Here is a 23,900-nt window from a genome sequence, read left to right as displayed (position 1 = left end):
AGCCGGTGGGTACTCCGTTGAGCACTCGTACGAGCGGCTCCGTATTCACTTGCCGAACAGGGAACACACCGGTCGGGAGGCGGATCACCGATCCTCCCGGCAGTCTGGAATGACTCGAAAAAATGCACGTTCTCACGGGGGTAGGCTCGACAACGGCCGGTGGGCGCCGCGTGCACCGGCATTCGACATGCGTGACATGTGGAGAGGAGCCCTGACCCAGGGTGAGCACCAAGCCGACCACCACAGACCTCGAGTGGACCGAGTTGGACCAGCGGGCGGTGGACACCGCCCGCGTCCTGGCCGCCGACGCCGTACAGAAGGTCGGCAACGGCCATCCCGGTACGGCGATGAGCCTGGCGCCTGCCGCCTACACCCTCTTCCAGAAGGTGATGCGGCACGACCCGGCGGACGCCGACTGGGTCGGCCGCGACCGCTTCGTGCTGTCCGCGGGCCACTCGTCCCTGACGCTTTACACCCAGCTGTACCTGGCCGGCTTCGGTCTGGAGCTGGAGGACCTGAAGTCGTTCCGCACCTGGGGCTCGAAGACGCCGGGTCACCCGGAGTACGGCCACACCACGGGCGTCGAGACGACGACCGGCCCGCTGGGCCAGGGTGTCGCGAACGCCGTGGGCATGGCCATGGCCGCCCGCTACGAGCGCGGTCTGTTCGACCCCGAGGCCCCGGTCGGCGAGTCGCCGTTCGACCACTTCGTCTACGCGATCGCCGGTGACGGCTGCCTCCAGGAGGGCATCTCCGCCGAGGCGTCCTCGCTGGCCGGGCACCAGAAGCTCGGCAACCTCGTCCTGCTCTGGGACGACAACCACATCTCGATCGAGGGCGACACGGAGACGGCCGTCTCCGAGGACACCGTCAAAAGGTACGAGGCGTACGGCTGGCACGTGCAGCGCGTCGCCCCGAAGCCGGACGGCGACCTCGACCCGCACGCCCTCTACGACGCGATCGAGGCCGCGAAGGCGGTGACGGACAAGCCGTCCTTCATCGCGATGCGCTCGATCATCGCCTGGCCCGCCCCGAACGCGCAGAACACCGAGGCCGCGCACGGCTCGGCGCTCGGCGACGACGAGGTCGCGGCCACCAAGCGCGTCCTCGGCTTCGACCCGGAGAAGTCCTTCGAGGTCGCGGACGAGGTCATCACCCACACCCGGGGTGCCCTGCGGCGGGGCGCCGAGGCGAAGGCGCAGTGGGAGAAGTCCTTCCAGCTGTGGCGGGAGGGCAACACCGAGCGTGCCGCCGAGTTCGACCGCATCGCCGCGGGCGAGCTGCCCACCGGCTGGGAGGAGAAGCTCCCGGTCTTCGAGCCCGGCAAGGGTGTCGCCACCCGTGCCGCGTCCGGCAAGGTGCTCCAGGCGCTCGGCGCCGTCATCCCCGAGCTGTGGGGCGGCTCCGCCGACCTGGCCGGCTCGAACAACACGACGATCGACAAGACCTCGTCGTTCCTGCCCGAGGGCAACCCGCTGCCCGAGGCCGGCCCGTACGGCCGCACCGTGCACTTCGGCATCCGCGAGCACTCCATGGCGGCGGAGATGAACGGCATCGCGCTGCACGGCAACACCCGCATCTACGGCGGCACGTTCCTCGTGTTCTCCGACTACATGCGCAACGCCGTACGCCTCTCCGCGCTGATGCACGTGCCGGTCACCTACGTGTGGACGCACGACTCCATCGGTCTCGGCGAGGACGGCCCCACCCACCAGCCGGTCGAGCACCTGGCCTCGCTGCGCGCCATCCCCGGCCTGAACGTCGTCCGCCCCGCGGACGCCAACGAGACGGCCATCGCCTGGCGCGAGATCCTCCGCCGCTGGACCAAGGTCTTCGGCAAGGGCGCCCCGCACGGCCTGGTCCTCACCCGCCAGGGCGTGCCGACCTACGAGCCCGACGAGAACGCGGCCAAGGGCGGCTACGTCCTGTTCGAGGCCTCGACGGGGACGCCCGAGGTGATCCTCATCGCGACCGGCTCCGAGGTGCACGTCGCCGCCGAGGCCCGCGAGCGGCTCGAAGCCGACGGCGTGCCCACGCGCGTGGTGTCCATGCCGTCCGTGGAGTGGTTCGAGGAGCAGGACCAGGGGTACCGGGAGAGCGTTCTGCCCCCGTCCGTCAAGGCCCGGGTCTCGGTCGAGGCCGGCATCGGCCTCACCTGGCACAAGTACGTAGGGGACGCCGGCCGCATCGTTTCCCTGGAGCACTTCGGTGCTTCCGCCGACGGCAAGGTCCTCTTCGAGGAGTACGGCTTCACTGCCGAGAACGTGGCCGCGAAGGCCCGGGAATCCCTCGCCGCCGCCCAGCGCTGACGCTCACATACGACCCGTAGGAGATGTAATTCCATGACAGACGCACTCAAGCGCCTCTCCGAAGAAGGCGTCGCGATCTGGCTGGACGACCTGTCGCGCAAGCGGATCACGTCCGGCAACCTCGCCGAGCTGATCGACCAGCAGCACGTCGTGGGCGTCACCACCAACCCGTCGATCTTCCAGAAGGCGATCTCGCAGGGCGACGGCTACGACCAGCAGCTGTCCGACCTCGCCGCCCGCAAGGTGACCGTCGAAGAGGCCATCCGCATGATCACGACGGCGGACGTCCGTGACGCCGCCGACATCCTGCGCCCGGTCTTCGACGCCACCGGCGGCCAGGACGGCCGGGTCTCGATCGAGGTCGACCCGCGCCTCGCGCACCACACCAAGCCGACGGTCGCCGAGGCCAAGCAGCTCGCCTGGCTGGTCGACCGCCCCAACACCCTCATCAAGATCCCGGCCACGATGGGCGGCCTGCCGGCCATCTCCGAGGTCATCGGGCTCGGCATCAGCGTGAACGTGACGCTGATCTTCTCGCTCGAGCGCTACCGCCAGGTCATGGACGCGTACCTGACCGGGCTGGAGCAGGCCAAGGAGCGGGGCCTGGACCTGTCGAAGATCCACTCCGTGGCGTCCTTCTTCGTGTCCCGCGTGGACACCGAGATCGACAAGCGGCTCGACGCGCTCGGCACCGACGAGGCCAAGGCCGCCCGCGGCAAGGCCGGTCTCGCCAACGCCCGCCTCGCCTACCAGGCGTACGAGGAGGTCTTCGGCGGCGAGCGCTGGGCCGCGCTGGAGAAGGCGGGCGCCAACAAGCAGCGCCCGCTGTGGGCCTCCACCGGTGTGAAGGACCCCGCCTACAAGGACACCCTGTACGTGGACGACCTGGTGGCGCCGAACACGGTGAACACCATGCCGGAGGCGACCCTGTTCGCCGCCGAGGACCACGGCGACATCACCGGCAACACCGTCGCCGGCACCTACGAGCAGGCCCGCGCGGAGATCGACGCCGTCGAGAAGCTCGGCATCTCCTACGACGAGGTCGTCCAGCTCCTCGAGGACGAGGGCGTGGACAAGTTCGAGGCGTCCTGGAACGACCTGCTCAAGTCGACCGAGGCGGAGCTCCGGCGCCTCGCCCCCTCGGAGGGCTGAACTCTGTCGAGCAGCAACCCGCTGCGTGACCCCGCCGACCGACGGCTCCCGCGTATCGCGGGGCCGTCGGGCCTGGTCATCTTCGGCGTCACGGGCGATTTGTCCCGGAAGAAGCTCATGCCCGCCGTGTACGACCTCGCCAACCGGGGTCTGCTGCCGCCGGGCTTCTCGCTGGTGGGCTTCGCCCGGCGGGAGTGGGAGCACGAGGACTTCGCGCAGGAGGTCCACGACGCCGTCAAGGAGCACGCGCGCACGACGTTCCGCGAGGAGGTCTGGCAGCAGCTGGTGCAGGGCATGCGCTTCGTGCAGGGCACCTTCGACGACGACGAGGCGTTCGAGCGGCTGCGCGGCACGATCGAGGAGCTCGACAAGGCGCAGGGCACGGGCGGCAACTTCGCCTTCTACCTGTCCGTGCCGCCGCGTTCCTTCCCGGTCGTCATCCAGCAGCTGAAGAAGCACGGTCTCGCCGACCAGAAGAACGGCTCCTGGCGCCGCGCGGTCATCGAGAAGCCCTTCGGGCACGACCTCGCCTCCGCGGAGGAGCTCAACAAGGTCGTCCACGAGGTCTTCGCCCCGGACCAGGTCTTCCGCATCGACCACTACCTCGGCAAGGAGACCGTCCAGAACATCCTGGCGCTCCGTTTCGCCAACACCATGTTCGAGCCGATCTGGAACCGGTCCTTCGTGGACCACGTGCAGATCACCATGGCCGAGGACATCGGCATCGGCGGCCGGGCCGGCTACTACGACGGCATCGGCGCCGCCCGTGACGTCATCCAGAACCACCTGCTCCAGCTCATGGCCCTCACCGCCATGGAGGAGCCCGCCTCCTTCGACGCCGACGCGCTGGCCGCCGAGAAGACCAAGGTGCTCGGCGCCGTGCGCCTGCCCAAGGACCTGGGCCGCTCCACCGTGCGCGGTCAGTACGCGGCCGGGTGGCAGGGCGGCGAGAAGGCCGTCGGCTACCTCGAAGAGGACGGCATCGACCCCAAGTCGAAGACCGACACCTACGCGGCCGTCAAGCTCGGGGTGGACAACCGCCGCTGGGCGGGCGTCCCGTTCTACCTGCGCACCGGCAAGCGCCTCGGCCGGCGGGTCACCGAGATCGCGGTGGTCTTCCAGCGGGCCCCGCACTCCCCCTTCGACTCCACCGCCACCGAGGAGCTCGGCCAGAACGCGATCGTCATCCGCGTCCAGCCGGACGAGGGCATCACGGTCCGCTTCGGCTCCAAGGTCCCCGGCACCTCCATGGAGATCCGGGACGTGTCGATGGACTTCGCCTACGGCGAGTCCTTCACGGAGTCCAGCCCCGAGGCCTACGAGCGGCTGATCCTCGACGTGCTGCTGGGCGACTCGAACCTCTTCCCCCGCACGGAAGAGGTGGAGCTGTCCTGGAAGATCCTCGACCCGATCGAGCAGTACTGGGACAAGAACGGCAAGCCCGCGCAGTACCCGTCGGGCACCTGGGGTCCCGTCGAGGCCGACCAGATGCTCGAGCGAGACGGACGGAGCTGGCGCCGGCCATGAAGACAGACCTCACGGACACCACTGCCAGCAAGATCAACAAGGCGTTGGTGCAAGGCAGGCGCGCGATAGGCACACCCGCCGTCGGCATGGTGCTCACCCTCGTCGTCGTCACGGACGAGGAGAACGCCTACGACGCCCTGAAGGCCGCCAACGACGCCTCGCGCGAGCACCCCTCGCGCACGCTCGTGGTCATCAAGCGCGTCTCGCGCTCCCCCCGCGGCCGCACCCAGTCCCGACTCGACGCCGAGGTTCGGCTGGGCGCGGACGCGGGCAGCGGCGAGACGGTGATCCTCCGGCTGTACGGCGAGGTGTCCGACCACGCCCAGTCGGTCGTGCTGCCGCTGCTGCTCCCCGACGCCCCGGTGGTGGTCTGGTGGTCGGTGGACGCTCCGCGCGATCCCGCGGGCGATCCGCTGGGCGCCCTGGGCCAGCGCCGGGTCACCGACAGCTACGCGGCCGAGAAGCCCGTCAACGAGCTGCGGGCCCGGGCCGAGAGCTACGAACCCGGTGACACCGACCTCGCGTGGGCCCGGATCACCCCGTGGCGCTCGATGCTGGCCGCCGCGCTCGACCAGGTCAGCTGCGAGATCGTGTCCGCCGAAGTGGCGGGCGAGGAGTCCAACCCGAGCGTCGAGCTGCTCGCCATGTGGCTCGCCGACCGGCTCCATGTGCACGTGCGGCGCGCTATCTCGGCCGGCCCGGGTCTGACCCAGGTCCGGATGGAGACCACGGGCGGCCCCATCACGCTGCACCGGTCGGACGGCGCGATGGCCACCCTGGCGCTGCCCGGCCAGCCGGACCGCGCGGTGGCGCTCAAGCGCCGCGAGACGTCCGAGCTGCTCGCGGAGGAGCTGCGCAGGCTCGACCCCGACGACACCTACGCGTCCGCGCTGCGGTTCGGCGTGGACCGGCTCGGCGGGATCCAGTCGGCGGCGGAACGGGAGGCGGAGCGGGCCGAGGCCTCCTCGCAGCCCCCGCCGTCCCTCCCGGTGCGTGGCGTGCCGGACTCCGCGGCCTCCGCCAAGGGCTCCGCGCCTGCCGCGGCCCCGGCAGGACCGGGGGACGCCGACCGGCCGACGCCCGCGCAGATGCCCCCGGTCAGGAAAGCGGATCCGCAGTGAGCACTCCCCAGCTGGTCGTGCACCACGACAAGGACCTGATGGCCCAGGCCGCCGCGGCCCGCCTCATCACGAAGATCGTGGACGCCCAGGCCTCCCGGGGCCAGGCGTCCGTGGTCCTCACCGGCGGACGCAACGGCAACGGCCTGCTGGCCGCCCTGGCCGCGGCGCCCGCCCGTGACGCCGTCGACTGGTCCCGGCTCGACCTGTGGTGGGGCGACGAGCGTTTCGTGCCCGAGGGCGACCCGGAGCGCAACGTCACCCAGGCCCGCGCGGCCCTGCTGGACTCCGTCCCCGTGGACCCCGAGCGTGTGCACGCCATGCCCGCGTCGGACGGTCCGTACGGCGCGGACGTGGAGGCGGCCGCGGCCGCCTACGCCGAGGAACTGGCCCGTGCGGCGGGTGCGGAGAACCACGACGGCGTGCCCGCCTTCGACGTCCTGATGCTGGGCGTCGGCCCGGACACCCATGTGGCCTCGCTCTTCCCGGAGCTGCCGGCCGTACGGGAGACCGAACGCACGGTGGTGGGGGTGCGCGGCGCGCCCAAGCCCCCGCCGACCCGGGTCACGCTCACCCTCCCGGCGATCCGGGCGGCCCGTGAGGTGTGGCTGCTCGCGGCCGGCGAGGACAAGGCACAGGCCGCGGCGATCGCGCTGTCCGGCGCGGGCGAGATCCAGGCCCCGGCGGCGGGTGCCCGGGGCAGGTCCCGCACCCTGTGGCTCCTGGACACGGCGGCGGCCTCCCGGCTGCCGAGGTCGCTGTACCCTCCGGCGTCCGCCTGACCCGGTCGGCACCGCTCAGAACCCGTACGGTCAACCGCCGTACGGGTTCTGCCCGTTGCGGGCCCGGTGGCCGCCGTATGGGTTGCCCTGGGGGAACGGCCGCCCCGGGCCCGGCGCGTAGGGAGAACCGTAGGGCTGTCCGTACGGCGGCCGTCCGTACGGGTTCGCCTGCGGCGGGACCGGGGGCGGGACCTGGGGCGGCAAACCGGCGGGGGCCGGGGGCAGGGTGGCCGGGTGGGCTCCCAGCAGGATGCCGTAGCGGCGCTTGAGGCGGCGCATCTCGAGCAGTGCGATGCCGGAGACCGTCACGGGCGCCCCCAGGATGAAGACGACGCCCATGGTGAGGCTCAGTCCGTGCAGATCGCCGGTGACCAGGTCGGGGACGGCCATCAGCCAGGTCGTCACCGTGGCGAGCAGCGGCGGCAGACAGCGGTGCACCGCAGCGGACCCGAAGAAGTTCCCGGAGAGCCGGACGGCGCCCGCCATCACGAAGAAGGCCATCCACAGGCCGGCCAGGGTGAGCAGCATCCGCGGCACCAGCCCGACCATCTCGCTCGACTGGAAGATCCCCACGGTCGCGAAGACACAGGCGACGAAGAGGAGCAGCAGCTTGAGCGAGTCGAGGAGCGGGGTCCGCAGCTGACGGACGGTGCCGGTGCGCCGCCAGACGAGGAGCATCACGCCGACGGTGAGCGGGGTGAGGAAGAACAGGACGGCGGAGGCGATCGCCGTGTTCTCCAGCATCTCCTCGAAGGCGAAGCCGCCCTCGACGAAGGTGTAGACGCCGACGGCCGCGATCGCCCCGGCGACGACCCGGCCGCGCTTGAGCCGCTCCACCGTCGGGTCGAGCGCCTGCGGTATCCACGCCGGGTGGAACACCGCCCACGCCGCCCTGTGGGGTTTCAGGAAGGAACGGACGGTCAGCGAGCCGTCGGTCCAACTCCTGCGCGCACTGCTCACGTTGCTCTCCCCCGAGCGATCGTCCTCATGATCGCCGGGGAGTCTACGGGAAGCGGACGGCCGGGCGCCGCCCGCTTCCCGCATTGCGCCCGTGGCGGGCAGCGACCCTCAACGGCCGCGCAGCTCGCGGTACTTGGCGACCAGAGCAATGGTGGACGCGTCGAGGCCGGGGACCTCGGTGCCTTCGGTGAGGGCGGGTTCGACCCGCTTGGCGAGCACCTTGCCGAGCTCCACGCCCCACTGGTCGAAGGAGTCGATGTTCCACACCGCGCCCTGGACGAACACCTTGTGCTCGTAGAGGGCGATGAGCTGGCCGAGCACCGAGGGGGTCAGCTCACGGGCGAGGATCGTGGTCGTGGGGTGGTTGCCCCGGAACGTCTTGTGGGCGACCAGTTCCTGCGGCACTCCCTCGGCCCGCACCTCCTCGGGCGTCTTGCCGAAGGCCAGCGCCTGAGTCTGGGCGAAGAAGTTGGCCATCAGCAGGTCGTGCTGCGCCTTGAGCTCCGTGCTCAGCTCGGCGGCCGGCTCGGCGAAGCCGATGAAGTCGGCGGGGATCAGTTTCGTGCCCTGGTGGATCAACTGGTAGTAGGCGTGCTGTCCGTTGGTGCCGGGGGTGCCCCAGACGACGGGGCCGGTCTGCCAGTCGACCTGGCGGCCCTCGCGGTCCACGGACTTGCCGTTGGACTCCATGTCGAGCTGCTGGAGGTAGGCGGTGAACTTGGAGAGGTAGTGGCTGTAGGGGAGCACGGCGTGCGACTGGGCGTCGTGGAAGTTGCCGTACCAGATGCCCAGCAGGCCCAGCAGGAGCGGGGCGTTGGCTTCGGCGGGCGCGGTGCGGAAGTGCTCGTCGACGAGGTGGAAGCCGTCGAGGAGTTCACGGAAGCGGTCGGGGCCGATGGCGATCATCAGCGACAGGCCGATCGCCGAGTCGAAGGAGTAGCGGCCGCCGACCCAGTCCCAGAACTCGAACATGTTGGCCGTGTCGATGCCGAAGCCGGCCACCTTCTCGGCGTTGGTCGACAGCGCGACGAAGTGCCGGGCGACGGCCTTCTCGTCGCCGCCGAACCCGTCGAGCAGCCAGCCGCGCGCCGAGGTGGCGTTGGTGATCGTCTCGATCGTGGTGAACGTCTTCGACGCGACGACGAACAGCGTCTCGGCCGGGTCCAGGCCTTGGACGGCCTCGTGGAGGTCGGCGCCGTCGACGTTGGAGACGAACCGGAAGGTCAGCGAGCGGTCGGTGAAGGCCCGCAGCGCCTCGTAGGCCATGGCCGGGCCCAGGTCCGAGCCGCCGATGCCGATGTTGACGACATTGCGGATCCGGCGGCCCGTGTGACCGGTCCACTCACCCGAACGCACCCGCCCGGCGAAGCCGGACATCCGCTCCAGGACCGCGTGCACCTCGGGGACCACGTTCTCCCCGTCGACCTCGACCACCGCGTCCGCGGGCGCCCGCAGCGCGGTGTGCAGGACCGCACGGTCCTCCGTGACGTTGATCTTCTCACCGCGGAACATGGCGTCCCGGAGACCGAAGACGTCCGTCGCGGCGGCCAGTTCACGCAGGAGCCGCAGTGTCTCGTCCGTGACCAGGTTCTTGGAGTAGTCGATGCGCAGGTCGCCGACCTGCACCGTGTAGCCGGCGCCGCGTCCGGGGTCGGCGGCGAACAGCTCCCGCAGCCGCACCTCGCCGAGTTCCTCGCGGTGTCTGCCCAGCGCGGTCCACTCGGGTGTCTGGTTGAGCCTCGTACGGCCGTCTGCGTTCATGTCGGACTTCAGCCCTCTTTCCTCATCTGTCCGTGCTGCGCACGCCTTGTCCCGCCGGTTCCAACCTAGTTGATCAGCACGTCGCACGGGTCGACGGGCCACGGTCGCACGGGACAACAACAGGTACGTCCGCCCGGCCCGGGGGTATCAACGCGGGGCCGGCGAGCAGATTCCGGCAGCGGCGGGCGCGGGGCGGGCAGGGAGGGCGCGCGCCGTGCGCGGAGAGGCGGCGAGCGCGAGGGCTACGGCGCGCAGGGGTGCGACGGGGCGCAGGGGGTGGGGGCGAGCCGGGCTCGGGCGGTCGCCCGGGCCGGAGACAGATCCGGCCGGACGCCCTGGGGCACCCGGCCGGTCTCGGTCGTCAGATCTCGCCCCGCAGTTTGGCGAGCGCCTCGGCGAGGATCGCCTCGCCGTCCGCGTCGCTGCGCCGCTCCCGCACGTAGGCGAGGTGCGTCTTGTAGGGCTCGGTGCGCGGTGGGTCCGGGGGGTTGTCCCGGTCCTGGCCGGCGGGAAAGCCGCAGCGCGGGCAGTCCCAGGTCTCGGGAACCTGCGCGTCGCTGGCGAAGCTGGGCACCGTCTCGTGTCCGTTGGAGCACCAGAAGGAGATGCGCAGACGCGGCGCGGACTCGCCCCGCTCGGCCTCGCCCATCGGCCCCGCCCCGACCCGGCTTCCTCGGATCGCGTTGCCACTTGCCACGGTCGTAACTCCCTGCGTGATGGTGCCGCAAAGCGAGTCGGCGTTTCGCTTCGCTGCGAGCGCCTCAGTCTACGTAAGGCCCAACGCGCGTCCAGTGCTTGGAGTTACAGCTTCCACACCTGGACGCAAGCCCCATGATAGGCCGCGCTCAGCTGCGCGTACCGAACATGGGGCCATACGTACCGGAATGTGCGTGCCTGTGCGAAGCTGATCAGCTGTTCGTCTTCATGACGATGCCGAGCACGATGATGCAGGCGAACCAGAGCAGACCGATCACGACGGTGATGCGGTCCAGGTTGCGCTCGGCGACCGAGGAGCCGCCGACGGAGGACTGCATGCCGCCACCGAACATGTCGGAGAGGCCGCCGCCCTTCCCCTTGTGCATCAGCACCAGCAGCATCAGCAGCAGGCTGAAGACGATCAGGGCGATCGAGAACCCCAAAACCACGGCTGGACCAACTTCCTCGGATTCGGATAACGACTCGGACGGACGACGGGGGCATAGCGGCACCCGCTATGCCCCCGCAAGGGTACGACGGATCGTCGCTACCGCATACTCACAGTTCGGATCACTGGTCGCGGAAGCGCACGATCTTGACGAACTCGTCGGTGTCCAGCGAGGCACCGCCGACCAGCGCGCCGTCGATGTCGGCCTGCGCCATGATCTCGGCGACGTTGCCCGACTTCACGGAGCCGCCGTACTGGATGCGGACCTTGTCGGCCAGCTCCTGGCTGTACAGCTCGGCGATCTTGCCGCGGATGGCCGCGCAGACCTCCTGCGCGTCCTCGGCGCCGCAGACCTTGCCGGTACCGATGGCCCAGACGGGCTCGTACGCGATCACGACCGCCTCGGCCTGCTCGGCCGGGAGCTCCTTGAGACCGCCCTCGACCTGGGCGAGGGTGTGCGCGACGTGGTTGCCCGCCTCGCGGACGTCCAGCTCCTCGCCCACGCACAGGATCGGGGTCAGGCCGTGCTTGTAGGCGGCCTTGACCTTGGCGTTGACGATGTCGTCGGTCTCGTTGTGGTACTGGCGGCGCTCGGAGTGGCCGACCGCCACGAACGTGCACTTCAGCTTGGCGAGCATGGAGCCGGAGATCTCGCCGGTGTAGGCGCCGGAGTCCTGCGCCGAGATGTCCTGGGCACCGTACTTGATCTTCAGCTTGTCGCCGTCGACCAGCGTCTGCACGGAGCGCAGGTCGGTGAAGGGCGGCAGGACGGCGACCTCGACGGCCTCGTAGTCCTTGTCGGCCAGGGCGAAGGCGAGCTTCTGGACGTGGGCGATGGCCTCGAGGTGGTTGAGGTTCATCTTCCAGTTGCCCGCCATCAGCGGCGTGCGAGTGGTCATGCGGGGTCAGCCTTCCAGTGCGGCGAGGCCGGGGAGCGTCTTGCCCTCGAGGTATTCGAGGGAGGCGCCGCCACCGGTCGAGATGTGGCCGAATGCGTTCTCGTCGAAGCCCAGGAGGCGGACGGCGGCGGCGGAGTCACCACCGCCGACGACCGTGAAAGCCGGGGAGTCGACGAGGGCCTGGGCGACCGCCTTGGTGCCCTCGGCGTAGTCGGGGTGCTCGAAGACGCCCATGGGACCGTTCCAGAAGACGGTGCCGGCGTCGGCGAGCTTCGAGGCGTACAGGGCACCGGTGCGGGGACCGATGTCGAGGCCCATCAGGTCGGCGGGGATCGCGTCCGCGTCGACGGTGACGGGGTCGGACGGGGCCTTGGTCTTCAGGTCCGGGAACCGGGCCGCGGCCACCACGTCGACGGGCACGACCAGCTCGACGCCGTTCTTCTCGGCGCGCTCGACGTACTCGGTGACGACGGGCAGCTGGTCGTCCTGGACGAGGGAGGCGCCGATCTCGTAGCCCTTCGCCTTGAGGAAGGTGAAGGCCATGCCGCCGCCGATGAGGATCCGGTCGGCCCTGCCGAGCAGTTCGTCGATGACGGCGAGCTTGTCGGAGACCTTGGAGCCGCCGAGGGCGACCACGTAGGGGCGCTTGACGTCGTCGGTGAGCTGCTTGAGGACGCCGACCTCGGTGGCGATCAGGAAGCCGGCGGCGTGCGGCAGCCGCGCCGGGAGGTCGAAGACGGAGGCGTGCTTGCGGTGGACCGCGCCGAACCCGTCGCCGACGTAGAGGTCGGCGAGCTCGGCGAGGCGGTCGGCGAAGGCGCCGCGCTCGGCGTCGTCCTTGCTGGTCTCGCCCGCGTTGAAGCGCAGGTTCTCGATGACGGCGACCTGACCGTCGGCGAGGTCCGCGACCGTGGACCGGGCGGAGTCGCCGACGGTGTCGGTCGCGAAGGCCACGGTCGAGCCGAGGAGTTCACCCAGCCGGTCGGCGGCGGGGGCGAGGGAGAAAGCGGGGTCCGGCTCGCCCTTGGGGCGGCCCAGGTGCGAGGCGACGACCACCTTGGCGCCCGCGTCCGCGAGGGCCTTGACGGTGGGCAGGACGGCGCGGATGCGGCCGTCGTCGGTGATGGTGGCGCCGTCGAGCGGCACGTTGAGGTCGGCGCGGACGAATACCCGCTTGCCTGCGACGCCTTCGGCGAGAAGTTCGTCGATCGTCTTCATTACGGGGGCTCCTGGAGAGGGCTCGTGGTGCTCGTGATCGCTCGTGATCGCCGGCGACCGTGAGGAAGGCTGATCCGTACGTGCGTCAGGGCTCGGGCGGCGCGTCCCTGCGCCGCCCGAGCCCTGCACTCACATCGAGGTGCCTGATCCGACGATCAGAGCCGGCCGCCGACGAAGACCGTCAGGTCGACGAGACGGTTGGAGTAGCCCCACTCGTTGTCGTACCAGCCGAGGATCTTCACCGAGTTGCCCTCCTGGACCATGGTCAGGGAGGAGTCGAAGGTGCAGGAGGCCGGGTCGCCGACGATGTCGGAGGAGACGATCGCGTCCTCGGTGTAGGCCAGGTAGCCCTTGAGGTCGCCGTCCTCGGAGGCCTTCTTGAACGCGGCGTTGACCTCGTCCTTGGTGACCTCGCGCTGGAGCGTCACGACCAGGTCGGTGGCCGAACCGGTCGGGACCGGCACGCGCATGGCGATGCCGTCGAGCTTGCCCTTGAGCTGCGGGAGGACCAGCGCGGTGGCCTTGGCGGCACCCGTGGTGGTCGGGATGATGTTCTCGGCTGCGGCGCGGGCGCGGCGCAGGTCCGAGTGCGGGAAGTCCAGGATGCGCTGGTCGTTGGTGTACGCGTGGACCGTCGTCATCAGACCCTTGACGATGCCGAAGTTCTCGTCGAGGACCTTGGCCATCGGCGCCACACAGTTGGTGGTGCAGGAGGCGTTGGAGATGACGTGGTGGTTGGCCGCGTCGTACTTGTCCTGGTTGACGCCCATCACGATGGTGATGTCCTCGTCCTTGGCCGGAGCCGAGATGAGGACCTTCTTGGCGCCGCCGGCGATGTGCTTCTCGGCGTCGGCCTTCTTGGTGAAGATGCCGGTCGACTCGATCACGATGTCGACGCCCAGGTCGCCCCAGGGGATGTCCGCCGGGTTGCGCTCGGAGAGCACCTTGATGGTGTGGCCGTCGACGGTGATCGTGTCGGCGGTGTGCGACACCTCGGCCTTGAGGCGGCCCAGGATGGTGTCGTACTTGAGCAGATGTGCGGTGGTCGCGGTGTCACCCAGGTCGTTGACAGCCACGATCTCGATGTCAGCACCCTGCTCCAGCAGCGCGCGGAAGTAGTTACGACCGATGCGGCCAAAGCCGTTGATGCCTACGCGGATCGTCACGAACCGATCTCCTCGTTGGTACGCCGGCCATGCGGTGCCGGCGAGCTGTATTTGGGATGTCCCCGACCACCACCGACCCTACCTCTCCGAGGCCGCCGGAGTGACATCGACTCCGCCCATACACGGCAGGGCGGTCCGTACCCGCCAGTAGGGGTACGGACCGCCCGGGCCGCGGGCCCGATCAGCCGGTCCGGTCACCGCGTCGTCACCCGGTGTGGACCGTCACGGGTCAGCTCTCGAGTGAGGCGAGGGCCTTCCCGATGAGCGCCTTGCGGTCGGCCGGCGAGGTCACGTGCTCCAGGCCGAAGCCCAGCAGCACGGTGTCGTCGGTGGTGACCGCTCCGTACGTCCGGAACAGGGCTCCGGTGCGTGCCCAGTCCTTCAGCACCGCCGGGCTGCCCGGGGGCGGTCCGGCGGCGCGCCAGGCGCCGAGCGACGTCTCGAAGCCCTCCGTCTCGGTGGCCGTGCCGCCGACGACCAGCGAGGCGTCGTCCGCGAGGACTCCGTGGCCGCCGCTGCCGGGGTCGGTGACGTAGGCGATGGAGACCTCGACGTTCTTGCCCGCGTAGGCGCTGAGGTCGAAGGTGAGCTGCTGCCAGCCGCTGGAGGCGCCGGTGAGGGCGTTCCAGGAGCCGGTGGTGCCCGTCGCGGCGCAGTCGCCGGAGCCGAGGGTGAGGTAGTGCGCGAGCCACGGGTGCTCGCCGACGTAGAACCCGGCGCCGCACTCGGCGGGGACGGCGGTGCTGGTGGCGCCGCCGGCCTCGGGCAGCGTCGTCCAGTCGTCGGAGCCGACCGTGTGGATCTCGACGATCGCGTTGTCGTAGCCGGGCTCGGTGTCCCACAGCAGCCTTGTCCGCAGGGCCGGCTTGCTCGCCGCGGCGACACCGCCGAGGTCGACGGTGCGGGTGAGGCGCTTGTAGCCGTCGTCGGTGTGGACGGCGGCGGCCATGTACGAGCCCGTGTACGGGCCGTACGGGTTGACCGTCCCCGCGAACTGGCCGGCGCCGGCGCCGGCGAACTGCGGGTACGCGGCGGCCGGCAGTTCGTCGGAGGTGACGCCGTAGGTGCCCGCCCGGTCGAGCGGGTTGCCGGTGGCCGGGCCGAGCGTCCCGCCGGCTCCGGCGAGTTCACCGGATCCGGTGAAGCCGGTGGCGCCGGGGGTCGACGTACGGGAGTAGGCGCCGAGGTAGTACTGGCTGAAGTCGTTCGACGGGGTGCCGTCGGCGAGGGCTACGCTGCCGCCGGCCAGTTCGCCCGCCTCGATCAGCTTGCCGCCCTCGTTGAGGAAGGCGCGCAGCTGGAGCTGGGTCGGGTTGCCCGGCGCGCTCGCGCCCGTGTAGTGGACGACCGTGCCGAAGTGGCTCAGCACCCCGAGCGCGTCGGGCGCGCCCTGGGTCGCGACGTCCCAGACGAGCGCCTTGCGGCCGTTGGCCTTCAGCGCGTCGACGTAGGTCTGCGCCTGTGTGGCGGCCGCGCCCTCCTCGGCCACGACGAGGGTGTCGGCCCTGGGCCGCTCGGCGACGGTGTACGTGAAGTGCGCGCTGGAGACCTTCTTGCCGTTCCTGGTCTCGCCGGTGAACCACACCTCGACCTTGTCGCCCGGTTTGCCGTCCCGTACCTCGGCGCGGTACTCGTCGAAGTAGAGGTTGTCCTCGCCGCCGTAGGTCTCGCCGCCCTTCCAGGCCTTGAGGTTCCGTTCGCGCGTACGGCCGTTGTTGACGCGGTACCTGAGCTCCTTGTCGCGGACCGCCTTGCGTACGACGACGGAGACCTCCTGGTCCGCGCCGCGGGAGTACGAGGTGGTGAACGGCGCCGGGGTGAAGTCGGCGGCGCTCAGACCGACCGAGGACGACGGGGTGTCCGGGTGTGCGGCGGTCTCGGCGACGGAGAGGGCGAAGGGCACGTTCTTGGCGAACTCGTCCTGGATCAGCTTCTCGTCGTCCGGGAAGTTGAACACCGACTGGCAGTCGGCGGCGTTCCACTGGTCGGCGGGATCGATGGCCGACGCGGTCTGGCAGGTCGACATCTCGGGGGTGAACATCCCCATGCCGTTGACGTTCGACGCGTGTCCGTCGGCCTCGCCGTTGGTGGTGTACAGCTCCGAGGAGACCTGCGGGTGGTAACCCGGGACGGCGGAGTTGTCGGGGGTTCCGGCGAGCGCCTTGTAGACGACGTCGTCCGGGGTGTCGGTGGCGACCTGCCAGCCGACGCCGTAAAGGAGCAGTTCGGCGGCGGAGTGGTAGTTGATGCCGTAGGTGAACCCGATCCGCTTCTCGAAGGCGTCGAGGGCCTTGGTCTCGGGCTCGGAGCCGGGGCTCGCGCCGCGGTAGGTCTCGCTGGTGGGGTTGGGGGACGAACCCTCGTTGTCGTAGCCCCACTTGTAGGCGAAGTTGCGGTTGAGGTCGACGCCGTCGCCGGTGGAGATCACGCCGTCGCCGTTGACGTCCCGCAGGTTCTTGCGCCAGAGCCGGTTGGCGCTGTTCTGGAAGGTGTAGTCGTAGCCGTCGGGGTTGGCCGACAGGACGAACCACAGCTCACGGGAGTCGACGATCTTCTTGACGCGCTGGTCGGTCCGGTAGTTGTCCAGGTAGTAGTGCATCAGCCGCCGGGTCATCTCCGGGGTGATCCACTCGCGCGCGTGCTGGTTGGACATGTACAGCACCGAGGGCTTGGCGCCGTCCTTGGACTTCTTCGCGTCCCTGGTCAGCTTGAGCGCGAGGATGTCCTGACCGCCGACGGTCTTGCCGATGGAGACGACCTTGGTGAGGCCCGGGTTCTGCCGGCCGGTGCGGAGGATCTCCTCCTTCAGGCCGCCGGTGCCGCTGTAGGGGCGGAAGACGCCCTCGGCCGCCGCGTCGAGACGGTTCTCCGTCTTGGCCGAGAGGGTGTGCTCGGTGAGGGCGACGCCCTGCTTCTCGAGCTTCTTCGCCTGCTTGTCGGTGAGGTAGACCTCGACCGTGGCGGCACCCTTGGCGGGTACCTGCTCGCTGAGTTCCCGGCCGTCCTGGCCGGTCGCCAGGAGCAGGGGTACCTGCTGCCGGGTGACGTCGGCGTGGAAGACCTTGACCTCGTCCGTGTCGGGCTTCGGTGTGTTGCCGGGTTGTGCCTGGGCGATGGGTGCGAGTGCCGCTCCGCCGAGCAGCAGCGCGCCGACAGCGAGGATCGAGCTCGCTCTTCGTCTCATGAACCCCCCTTGCGTGAGTCCGCCCCAGCAGCGAACCCTGCCAGGCTCATGACAGTTCATGATCCAGTCAAGACCGCAGCACCACCACGCCGAACGCCGGTGGCATCACCCGATCGGGCGCGGCCACCGGCGTTCTGAGGGGGAGTCAGCCGACGAGGTTGTCGGCGAGCTCGTCACTGAGGTTGGCGTCCGTGCCCGGGATGCCGAGGTCCGAGGCGCGCTTGTCGGCCATCGCCAGCAGACGGCGGATCCGCCCCGCGACCGCGTCCTTCGTCAGCGGCGGGTCGGCGAGCGCGCCCAGCTCCTCCAGGGAGGCCTGCTTGTGGTCCATGCGGAGCCGGCCGGCCGCCGCGAGGTGCTCGGGCACGTCGTCGGCGAGGATCTCCAGGGCGCGCTGGACGCGGGCCCCGGCGGCGACGGCCGCGCGCGCCGAGCGGCGCAGGTTGGCGTCGTCGAAGTTCGCGAGGCGGTTCGCCGTGGCGCGCACCTCACGGCGCATCCGGCGCTCCTCCCAGGCCAGCACCGACTCGTGCGCGCCGAGGCGGGTCAGCAGCGCGCCGATCGCGTCCCCGTCGCGGACGACGACCCGGTCGACGCCGCGCACCTCGCGGGCCTTCGCGGCGATGGACAGCCGGCGGGCGGCGCCGACCAGCGCGAGCGCGGCCTCCGGGCCCGGGCAGGTCACCTCGAGCGAGGAGGAACGGCCCGGCTCGGTGAGCGAACCGTGCGCCAGGAAGGCCCCGCGCCAGGCCGCCTCGGCGTCGCAGGTCGCCCCGGAGACCACCTGCGGTGGCAGGCCCCGGATCGGACGGCCGCGGCCGTCGACCAGTCCCGTCTGCCGGGCCAGCTGGTCACCGCCGACGACCACCCGCACGACATAGCGCGAGCCGCGCCGCAGACCGCCCGGGGCCATCACGATCAGCTCCGAGCTGTGGCCGAAGATCTCCAGGATGTCCCGCTTGAGCCGGCGGGCCGCCATCGCGGTGTCCAGCTCCGCCTCGATCACGATGCGCCCGCTCACCAGGTGGAGGCCGCCGGCGAACCGCAGAATCGCGGAGACCTCCGCCTTTCTGCAGCAGGTCCGGGTGACGGGGAGCCGGGAGATCTCGTCCTTCACCGCTGCCGTCATCGCCATGGGCCGATCCTTCCATGCATCCGAAAAATACGGTCGTACGCGGCGGCCAACAGCTCCGGGTCGTGCCTCGGGGTTCCGTCGGGCCTGGCCACCGGCGCCAGCTCGACCGCGGCACCGAACCTCTTGGCGGCGTCGGTCAGGGAGTCGCGGTCGGGCACGGCGGCCACATCGGCCAGCACCACGTCCAGGGCGAGTTTAGGGGCGTGTCGTCCCAAAACCTCCAAATGACGCTGCGGGGAGAAGCCCTCGGTTTCTCCGGGCTGCGGGGCGAGGTTCAGGGAGAGCACCCGGCGCGCCTTCGTCTCCACGAGGGCGTCCAGCAGGTCGGGCACCAGCAGGTGCGGCATCACCGAGGAGAACCAGGAACCGGGTCCGAGCACCACCCAGTCGGCGTCCAGGACGGCGGCGACCGCCTCCGGGACGGCCGGCGGGTCGTGCGGCACCAGGTGCACGGACTGCACCTCGCCCGGCGTCAACGCGACGGTCGCCTGTCCCCGTACGGTGTCGACGTCGTCCGGGCGCTCCGGGTCGTGGCCCTTGACCAGCGCCTGGAGCTCCAGCGGCACGGCGGACATGGGCAGCACCCGCCCCTGCGCGCCCAGCAGCCTGCCGACCAGGTCCAGCGCCTGGACGTGGTCGCCCAGCTGCTCCCACAGGGCGACGATCAGCAGGTTGCCCACGGCGTGGCCGTTGATCTCGCCCTGCGACTGGAAGCGGTGCTGGATGACCCGGGCCCAGGTCTGGCCCCAGTCGTCGTCACCGCACAGCGCGGCCAGCGCCTTGCGCAGGTCTCCCGGGGGCAGCACCCCCAGTTCCTCGCGCAGCCGGCCGCTGGAGCCGCCGTCGTCGGCCACCGTGACGACGCCGGTGAGGTCACCGGTGATCCGGCGCAGCGCGGCGAGCGAGGCGGACAGCCCCATGCCGCCGCCCAGGGCGACGACCTTGGGCTGGGTGCCGCGGCGGCGCGGTCTGGCGCCGCGGGCCTCGACCGGCCGGCTCACCCGCCCGTCGGGGGCGGTCCTGCGCAGCCGGCCGAGCCGTGGAGAACGTCCTGTCATTCCCGTCCCATGTCCCGGTGCACGACCACCGTCTCCACGCCCTCGGCCGCGAGCCGCGCGGCGAGCTTCTCCGACATGGCCACCGAGCGGTGCTTGCCGCCGGTGCAGCCGACCGCGATGGTGACGTAGCGCTTGCCCTCGCGGCGGTAGCCCGCGGCGACCAGCTGGAGGAGCTCGGCGTACCGGTCCAGGAACTCCTTGGCGCCGGGCTGGTTGAGGACGTACGCCGAGACCTCCTCGTTGAGGCCGGTGTAGGGGCGCAGCTCCGGGACCCAGTGCGGGTTGGGCAGGAAGCGCATGTCCACCACGAGGTCGGCGTCGACCGGCAGACCGTACTTGAAGCCGAAGGACATGACGGTGGCCCGCAGCTCGGGCTCCTCGTCGCCGGCGAACTGGGCGTCCATCTTGGCGCGCAGTTCGTGCACGTTGAGGCTGGAGGTGTCGATCACCAGGTCGGCGTCGCCGCGCAGCTCGCGCAGCAGCTCGCGCTCGGCGTCGATGCCGTCGACGATGCGGCCGTCGCCCTGGAGGGGGTGCGGGCGGCGCACCGACTCGAAGCGGCGCACCAGGGCGTCGTCGGAGGACTCCAGGAACACGATCCGCCGGGTGACGCCCTTCGCCTCGAGGTCGGCGAGGGACTCGCGGAGGTTGTCGAAGAAGCGCCGGCCGCGGACGTCGACGACGACCGCGATCCGGGCCACGTTGCCCTGGGAGCGGGCGCCCAGCTCCACCATGGTGGGGATCAGGGCGGGCGGCAGGTTGTCGACGACGAACCAGCCGAGGTCCTCCAGACACTTGGCCGCCGTGGAACGGCCGGCCCCGGACATGCCGGAGATGATCACCAGCTCGGGGATGGCCGCCTCGGGGATCCCTGGCGGCGTGACGTCCGTACTCACCTGTGCTCCGTCTTCCTGGCGTACTTCTTGCTGTGGGCTGTCGGCGGCCGCGGGGGAATCCCCGCCGGGTCCCCCCGGATCCTGCCGGGGCGCGCCTGTGGGCACCGTAGTGGGCGTCTGTTCCCGCTCTGTCGCGGGGTGTGCGTCGTGCTCGGTCATGTCTCCTGCCCCCGTCGTTCTTCCGGGGCGCCCGCCGTCACGGGGTCACCGGGGAAACCCGCCGTCGTATCGGGTTCCTCGTCATCAATGATCTCTCCGGTCGCCGTGTTCACGGCGGGGGCGGGCGCGGCCGCCCCAGCGAGGGCCGCGGCGATGGTCTCCGCCGTCTTGCGGCCTATGCCCGGAACCTCGCAGATCTGGTCGATCGTCGCCGCGCGCAGCCGCTTCACCGAGCCGAAGTGCTTGATCAGTGCCTGCTTGCGCGTCTCGCCGAGGCCGGGGACGTCGTCCAGGGGGCCGGCGCGGAAGCGCTTGGCCCGCTTGGTGCGCTGGTAGGTGATCGCGAAGCGGTGCGCCTCGTCGCGCACGCGCTGGAGCAGGTAGAGGCCTTCGCTGCTGCGGGGCAGGACGACCGGGTCGTCGTCGTCCGGCAGCCAGACCTCCTCCAGGCGCTTGGCCAGGCCGCAGACCGCGATGTCGTCGATCCCGAGCTCGTCCAGCGCCCGCTTGGCCGCCGCGACCTGCGGCTGTCCGCCGTCGACGACGACGAGCTGGGGCGGGTAGGCGAACCGCTTGGGGCGCCCGTCCTCGTCCTTGAGGCTGCTGGTCAGCGGGGCCTCGCCGACGTCGGTGAGGGCGGGCCCGGAGCCCTCGGCGGAGACCGGACCGGCGCCGGCGGAGGTGTCCTCGCCGTCGGTCCACTCCCCCGTCCGCTCCTTGTCCGCGAGGTAGCGCCGGAAGCGGCGGGTGATCACCTCGTGCATGGAGCGGACGTCGTCCTGGCCCTCGAAGCCCTTGATCTGGAAGCGGCGGTACTCGCCCTTGCGCTGGAGGCCGTCCTCGAAGACGACCATGGAGGCCACGACGTCGTCGCCCTGGAGGTGCGAGATGTCGTAGCACTCGATGCGCAGCGGCGCGCTGTCCAGGTCGAGGGCGTCGGCGATCTCCTCCAGGGCCCGCGAGCGGGTCGTCAGGTCGGAGGCGCGCTTGGTCTTGTGCAGGACGAGCGCCTGCTGCGCGTTGCGCTCGACGGTCTCCATCAGGGCCTTCTTGTCGCCCCGCTGCGGGATGCGCAGCGACACGTTGGACCCGCGGCGCCCGGTGAGCCACTCCTGGACGGGTTCGACGGGCTCGGGCAGGGCGGGGACCAGGACCTCCTTGGGGACGGAGTCGCCCCGCTCCTCGCCGTACAGCTGCTGGAGGGCGTGCTCGACCAGGGCGCCGGTGGTGACGTCCTCCACCTTGTCCGTCACCCAGCCGCGCTGGCCGCGGACGCGTCCGCCGCGGACGTGGAAGATCTGGACGGCCGCCTCCAGCTCGTCCTCGGCGACCGCGATCAGATCGGCGTCGGTCGCGTCGGCGAGCACGACCGCGTTCTTCTCCATGGCCTTCTTCAGGGCCTCGATGTCGTCGCGCAGGCGGGCGGCGCGCTCGTACTCCATCTCCTCGGCCGCCTCCGTCATCTGCCTCTCCAGGCGGCGGAGGTAGGTGCCGGTCCGGCCGGCCATGAAGTCGCAGAAGTCCTCGGCGAGTTCGCCGTGCTCCTCGGCGGAGACCCGGTCGACGCAGGGCGCCGAGCACTTGCCGATGTAGCCCAGCAGACAGGGCCTGCCGGTGCGCGCGGCGTTCTTGAAGACACCGGCGGAGCACGTGCGCACGGGGAAGACCCGCAGGAGCAGGTCGACGGTGTCACGGATCGCCCACGCGTGCGCGTAGGGGCCGAAGTACCTGACGCCCTTCTTCTTGTGGCCGCGCATCACCTGGACCCGCGGGAACTCCTCGTTCATCGTCACCGCGAGGTACGGGTAGCTCTTGTCGTCGCGGTACTTCACGTTGAACCGGGGGTCGTACTCCTTGATCCAGGAGTACTCCAGCTGGAGCGCCTCGACCTCCGTGGACACCACCGTCCACTCCACCGACGCGGCCGTGGTGACCATCGTGCGGGTGCGCGGGTGAAGGCCGGCCAGGTCCTGGAAGTAGTTCGCCAGGCGCTGGCGCAGGCTCTTCGCCTTTCCGACGTAGATCACCCGGCGGTGCTCGTCGCGGAAGCGGTACACCCCGGGAGAGTCCGGGATCTGTCCCGGCTCGGGACGGTAGCTGGAGGGGTCGGCCATGTCTCACACCCTACTGGCGCGGGGTGACACTCCGGCGGCCTGTGGACGACGGCCGGGGTGTCCGCGGGGGCCGTGGACGGGCGGGCGGTGACGCAGGGCACACCCGCGGCGCCGACTCGGCCACCCGCATGTGCCACTCGGGCATCAGGTGTTGTCGGGACTTGGTCAACACGCTTCAATGCGGGGGAACTCGGGCCCCGAGGGCCGCCTCACGGAGGTGAAGGAACTCCGGCGACGCCGGCCGGGCCCGACCACCCGCGCGAACGGTTTGACCAGCCGTCGCGAGCATTCACAGAAAGGCCTCTGCATGCCGCACGCCACACAGCACGCGGACGCCGCAGCCGACGCCGCCTCCGCGGAACTGGAAACGGCCCTGCGGGGCGGGCCCTTCCACGTGGCGCTGCGGGCCGCGATCGCCGCCCGTGGCCTGCCCCTGCAACGCGTCCAGCACCATCTGTCGCGTCATGGGGTGAAGGTGGGCGTGACGAGCCTGAGCTACTGGCAGCAGGGCGCCCGGCGGCCGCAGCGCCCCGAGTCGCTGCGCGCCGTCCGCGCGCTGGAGGAGATCCTCCAGCTGCCGGACGAATCCCTGATCCGGCTGCTCGCGGAACCCGGCGGCGGGGCCGGCGACCGGACGGCCGGGCCGTCCGCGGGCCGTTCCTACCGCTCCCTCCTCGCGGCCTCCGGCATCCTCGAACAACTGCTCGGCGAACTGGAGTGCCCGGTCGACGGCGGGCTGCACACCCTGGGCCATCACGAGCGGGTGCGCATCGGGTCGCGCAGGGAGCTCCTGGGGCGCGAGTCGCAGCACATCGTGCGGGCGCACCGCGACGGCGTGGACCGCTTCGTGGCCGTCCACCACGGCGACCCCGGGTGCGCGCCGGAGCGGATGACGGTGCACGCCCTGGAGAACTGCCGGGCCGGCCGGATACGCCGCCACCACGACACCGGCGTGCTCGTGGCCGAGCTGCTCTTCGACACCCGCCTCAGGGCCGGCGACACGTTCCTCTTCCGCTACGGCGTCGAGGACGGCACCGCCGACGTCTCGCGCGAGTACGTCCGTGACTTCGGCACGGCGGGCGGCCAGTACGCCCTCCAGGTCCGCTTCGACGAGCGTGCCGTGCCGGTGCGCTGCCACCGGTTCACCCAGCACTCGGCGGCCGCCCCGCGCGGCGGGCGCGCGGAGCTGCCGCTCAGCGGACGGCACCGCTCGGTGCACCTCGTCGAGCCACGCGTGCGGTCCGGCATGGTCGGTATCGGGTGGGACTGGGACTGAGCGGCGGTGCCGGCGGCCCGGGCGTGCTTTTACGCGCGACCG

The 23,900-nt window shown here is 70.9% G+C and carries 18 protein-coding genes; 6 read left to right on the top strand and 12 right to left on the bottom strand.

Annotation, left to right across the window (positions count from 1 at the left end; all coding sequences use genetic code 11):
- Positions 1–221: 221 nt before the first annotated feature.
- The 5 genes from tkt to pgl are packed head-to-tail and all read left to right on the top strand — an operon-like array spanning position 222 to position 6,888.
- Positions 222–2,309, top strand: coding sequence for a transketolase (tkt, locus tag Saso_RS03595; RefSeq protein ID WP_189927930.1), 2,088 nt, complete (start codon positions 222–224; stop codon positions 2,307–2,309).
- 33 nt (positions 2,310–2,342) lie between these two features.
- Positions 2,343–3,461 carry a transaldolase gene (tal, locus tag Saso_RS03590; protein WP_189927931.1) on the top strand — a complete coding sequence of 373 codons (1,119 nt, stop codon included), beginning with the start codon at positions 2,343–2,345 and terminating at the stop codon, positions 3,459–3,461.
- Between the two features lie 3 nt (positions 3,462–3,464).
- Positions 3,465–4,988: a glucose-6-phosphate dehydrogenase gene (zwf, locus tag Saso_RS03585; RefSeq protein ID WP_203833522.1), complete on the top strand. Its 1,524-nt coding sequence runs from the start codon at positions 3,465–3,467 to the stop codon at positions 4,986–4,988.
- A complete protein-coding gene (gene opcA, locus Saso_RS03580; RefSeq protein ID WP_189928743.1) occupies positions 4,985–6,109 on the top strand; it encodes a glucose-6-phosphate dehydrogenase assembly protein OpcA in 1,125 nt (374 codons plus the stop codon). Before zwf ends, opcA begins: the two co-directional genes overlap by 4 nt.
- A complete protein-coding gene (pgl, locus tag Saso_RS03575; RefSeq protein ID WP_189928744.1) occupies positions 6,106–6,888 on the top strand; it encodes a 6-phosphogluconolactonase in 783 nt (260 codons plus the stop codon). Before opcA ends, pgl begins: the two co-directional genes overlap by 4 nt.
- A gap of 30 nt (positions 6,889–6,918) precedes the next feature.
- Here pgl and Saso_RS03570 read toward each other — a convergent pair whose 3' ends face one another.
- The 12 genes from Saso_RS03570 to uvrC form a co-directional block, all read right to left on the bottom strand.
- Positions 6,919–7,848: a sulfur globule family protein gene (locus Saso_RS03570; protein ID WP_189928745.1), complete on the bottom strand. Its 930-nt coding sequence runs from the start codon at positions 7,846–7,848 to the stop codon at positions 6,919–6,921.
- A gap of 108 nt (positions 7,849–7,956) precedes the next feature.
- Complete coding sequence (gene pgi / locus Saso_RS03565) at positions 7,957–9,609, bottom strand: glucose-6-phosphate isomerase (protein ID WP_203833506.1); 1,653 nt, start codon at positions 9,607–9,609, stop codon at positions 7,957–7,959.
- A 361-nt stretch (positions 9,610–9,970) separates the two neighbouring features.
- Positions 9,971–10,306 carry an RNA polymerase-binding protein RbpA gene (locus tag Saso_RS03560; protein WP_078615979.1) on the bottom strand — a complete coding sequence of 112 codons (336 nt, stop codon included), beginning with the start codon at positions 10,304–10,306 and terminating at the stop codon, positions 9,971–9,973.
- Positions 10,307–10,517: 211 nt separating this feature from the next.
- Positions 10,518–10,748, bottom strand: a complete 231-nt coding sequence (secG, locus tag Saso_RS03555; protein WP_020131907.1) for a preprotein translocase subunit SecG — start codon at positions 10,746–10,748, stop codon at positions 10,518–10,520.
- A 127-nt stretch (positions 10,749–10,875) separates the two neighbouring features.
- Positions 10,876–11,652: a triose-phosphate isomerase gene (gene tpiA / locus Saso_RS03550; protein WP_203833505.1), complete on the bottom strand. Its 777-nt coding sequence runs from the start codon at positions 11,650–11,652 to the stop codon at positions 10,876–10,878.
- 6 nt (positions 11,653–11,658) lie between these two features.
- Complete coding sequence (locus Saso_RS03545) at positions 11,659–12,870, bottom strand: phosphoglycerate kinase (RefSeq protein WP_203833504.1); 1,212 nt, start codon at positions 12,868–12,870, stop codon at positions 11,659–11,661.
- A 155-nt stretch (positions 12,871–13,025) separates the two neighbouring features.
- Positions 13,026–14,036, bottom strand: a complete 1,011-nt coding sequence (gap, locus tag Saso_RS03540; RefSeq protein ID WP_189916583.1) for a type I glyceraldehyde-3-phosphate dehydrogenase — start codon at positions 14,034–14,036, stop codon at positions 13,026–13,028.
- A 229-nt stretch (positions 14,037–14,265) separates the two neighbouring features.
- The gene (locus Saso_RS03535; RefSeq protein ID WP_189916585.1) at positions 14,266–17,220 is read right to left on the bottom strand and encodes a M14 family metallopeptidase; all 2,955 of its coding nucleotides are present in this window, start codon (positions 17,218–17,220) and stop codon (positions 14,266–14,268) included.
- Positions 17,221–17,365: 145 nt separating this feature from the next.
- The gene (gene whiA / locus Saso_RS03530; protein WP_189916586.1) at positions 17,366–18,355 is read right to left on the bottom strand and encodes a DNA-binding protein WhiA; all 990 of its coding nucleotides are present in this window, start codon (positions 18,353–18,355) and stop codon (positions 17,366–17,368) included.
- Complete coding sequence (locus Saso_RS03525) at positions 18,346–19,413, bottom strand: gluconeogenesis factor YvcK family protein (RefSeq protein WP_189916588.1); 1,068 nt, start codon at positions 19,411–19,413, stop codon at positions 18,346–18,348. Before Saso_RS03525 ends, whiA begins: the two co-directional genes overlap by 10 nt.
- Positions 19,410–20,468, bottom strand: coding sequence for an RNase adapter RapZ (gene rapZ / locus Saso_RS03520; protein WP_189916590.1), 1,059 nt, complete (start codon positions 20,466–20,468; stop codon positions 19,410–19,412). The genes Saso_RS03525 and rapZ overlap by 4 nt, the downstream gene beginning before the upstream one ends.
- Entirely contained in the window at positions 20,465–22,582 is a 2,118-nt protein-coding gene (gene uvrC, locus Saso_RS03515; protein ID WP_189916591.1) for an excinuclease ABC subunit UvrC, read from the bottom strand. The genes rapZ and uvrC overlap by 4 nt, the downstream gene beginning before the upstream one ends.
- Positions 22,583–22,889: 307 nt before the next feature.
- Here uvrC and Saso_RS03510 point away from each other — a divergent pair, with 307 nt between their 5' ends.
- Positions 22,890–23,858, top strand: coding sequence for a hypothetical protein (locus Saso_RS03510; protein WP_189916593.1), 969 nt, complete (start codon positions 22,890–22,892; stop codon positions 23,856–23,858).
- The last annotated feature ends 42 nt before the right edge of the window (positions 23,859–23,900 follow it).

The sequence above is a fragment of the Streptomyces asoensis genome, from assembly GCF_016860545.1.
Lineage (GTDB): Bacteria > Actinomycetota > Actinomycetes > Streptomycetales > Streptomycetaceae > Streptomyces > Streptomyces asoensis.
This window is presented reverse-complemented; position numbering and strand designations above follow the sequence as displayed.

What these genes read in the sequence shown, in the direction of transcription:
- whiA (WP_189916586.1), bottom strand. Translation starts at nt 18,355, where the DNA reads ATGGCGATGACGGCAGCGGTGAAGGACGAGATCTCCCGGCTCCCCGTC.
- Saso_RS03510 (WP_189916593.1), top strand. Translation starts at nt 22,890, where the DNA reads ATGCCGCACGCCACACAGCACGCGGACGCCGCAGCCGACGCCGCCTCC.
- opcA (WP_189928743.1), top strand. Translation starts at nt 4,985, where the DNA reads ATGAAGACAGACCTCACGGACACCACTGCCAGCAAGATCAACAAGGCG.
- Saso_RS03545 (WP_203833504.1), bottom strand. Translation starts at nt 12,870, where the DNA reads ATGAAGACGATCGACGAACTTCTCGCCGAAGGCGTCGCAGGCAAGCGG.
- Saso_RS03535 (WP_189916585.1), bottom strand. Translation starts at nt 17,220, where the DNA reads ATGAGACGAAGAGCGAGCTCGATCCTCGCTGTCGGCGCGCTGCTGCTC.
- tpiA (WP_203833505.1), bottom strand. Translation starts at nt 11,652, where the DNA reads ATGACCACTCGCACGCCGCTGATGGCGGGCAACTGGAAGATGAACCTC.
- uvrC (WP_189916591.1), bottom strand. Translation starts at nt 22,582, where the DNA reads ATGGCCGACCCCTCCAGCTACCGTCCCGAGCCGGGACAGATCCCGGAC.
- pgi (WP_203833506.1), bottom strand. Translation starts at nt 9,609, where the DNA reads ATGAACGCAGACGGCCGTACGAGGCTCAACCAGACACCCGAGTGGACC.
- Saso_RS03525 (WP_189916588.1), bottom strand. Translation starts at nt 19,413, where the DNA reads ATGACAGGACGTTCTCCACGGCTCGGCCGGCTGCGCAGGACCGCCCCC.
- rapZ (WP_189916590.1), bottom strand. Translation starts at nt 20,468, where the DNA reads ATGACCGAGCACGACGCACACCCCGCGACAGAGCGGGAACAGACGCCC.
- tal (WP_189927931.1), top strand. Translation starts at nt 2,343, where the DNA reads ATGACAGACGCACTCAAGCGCCTCTCCGAAGAAGGCGTCGCGATCTGG.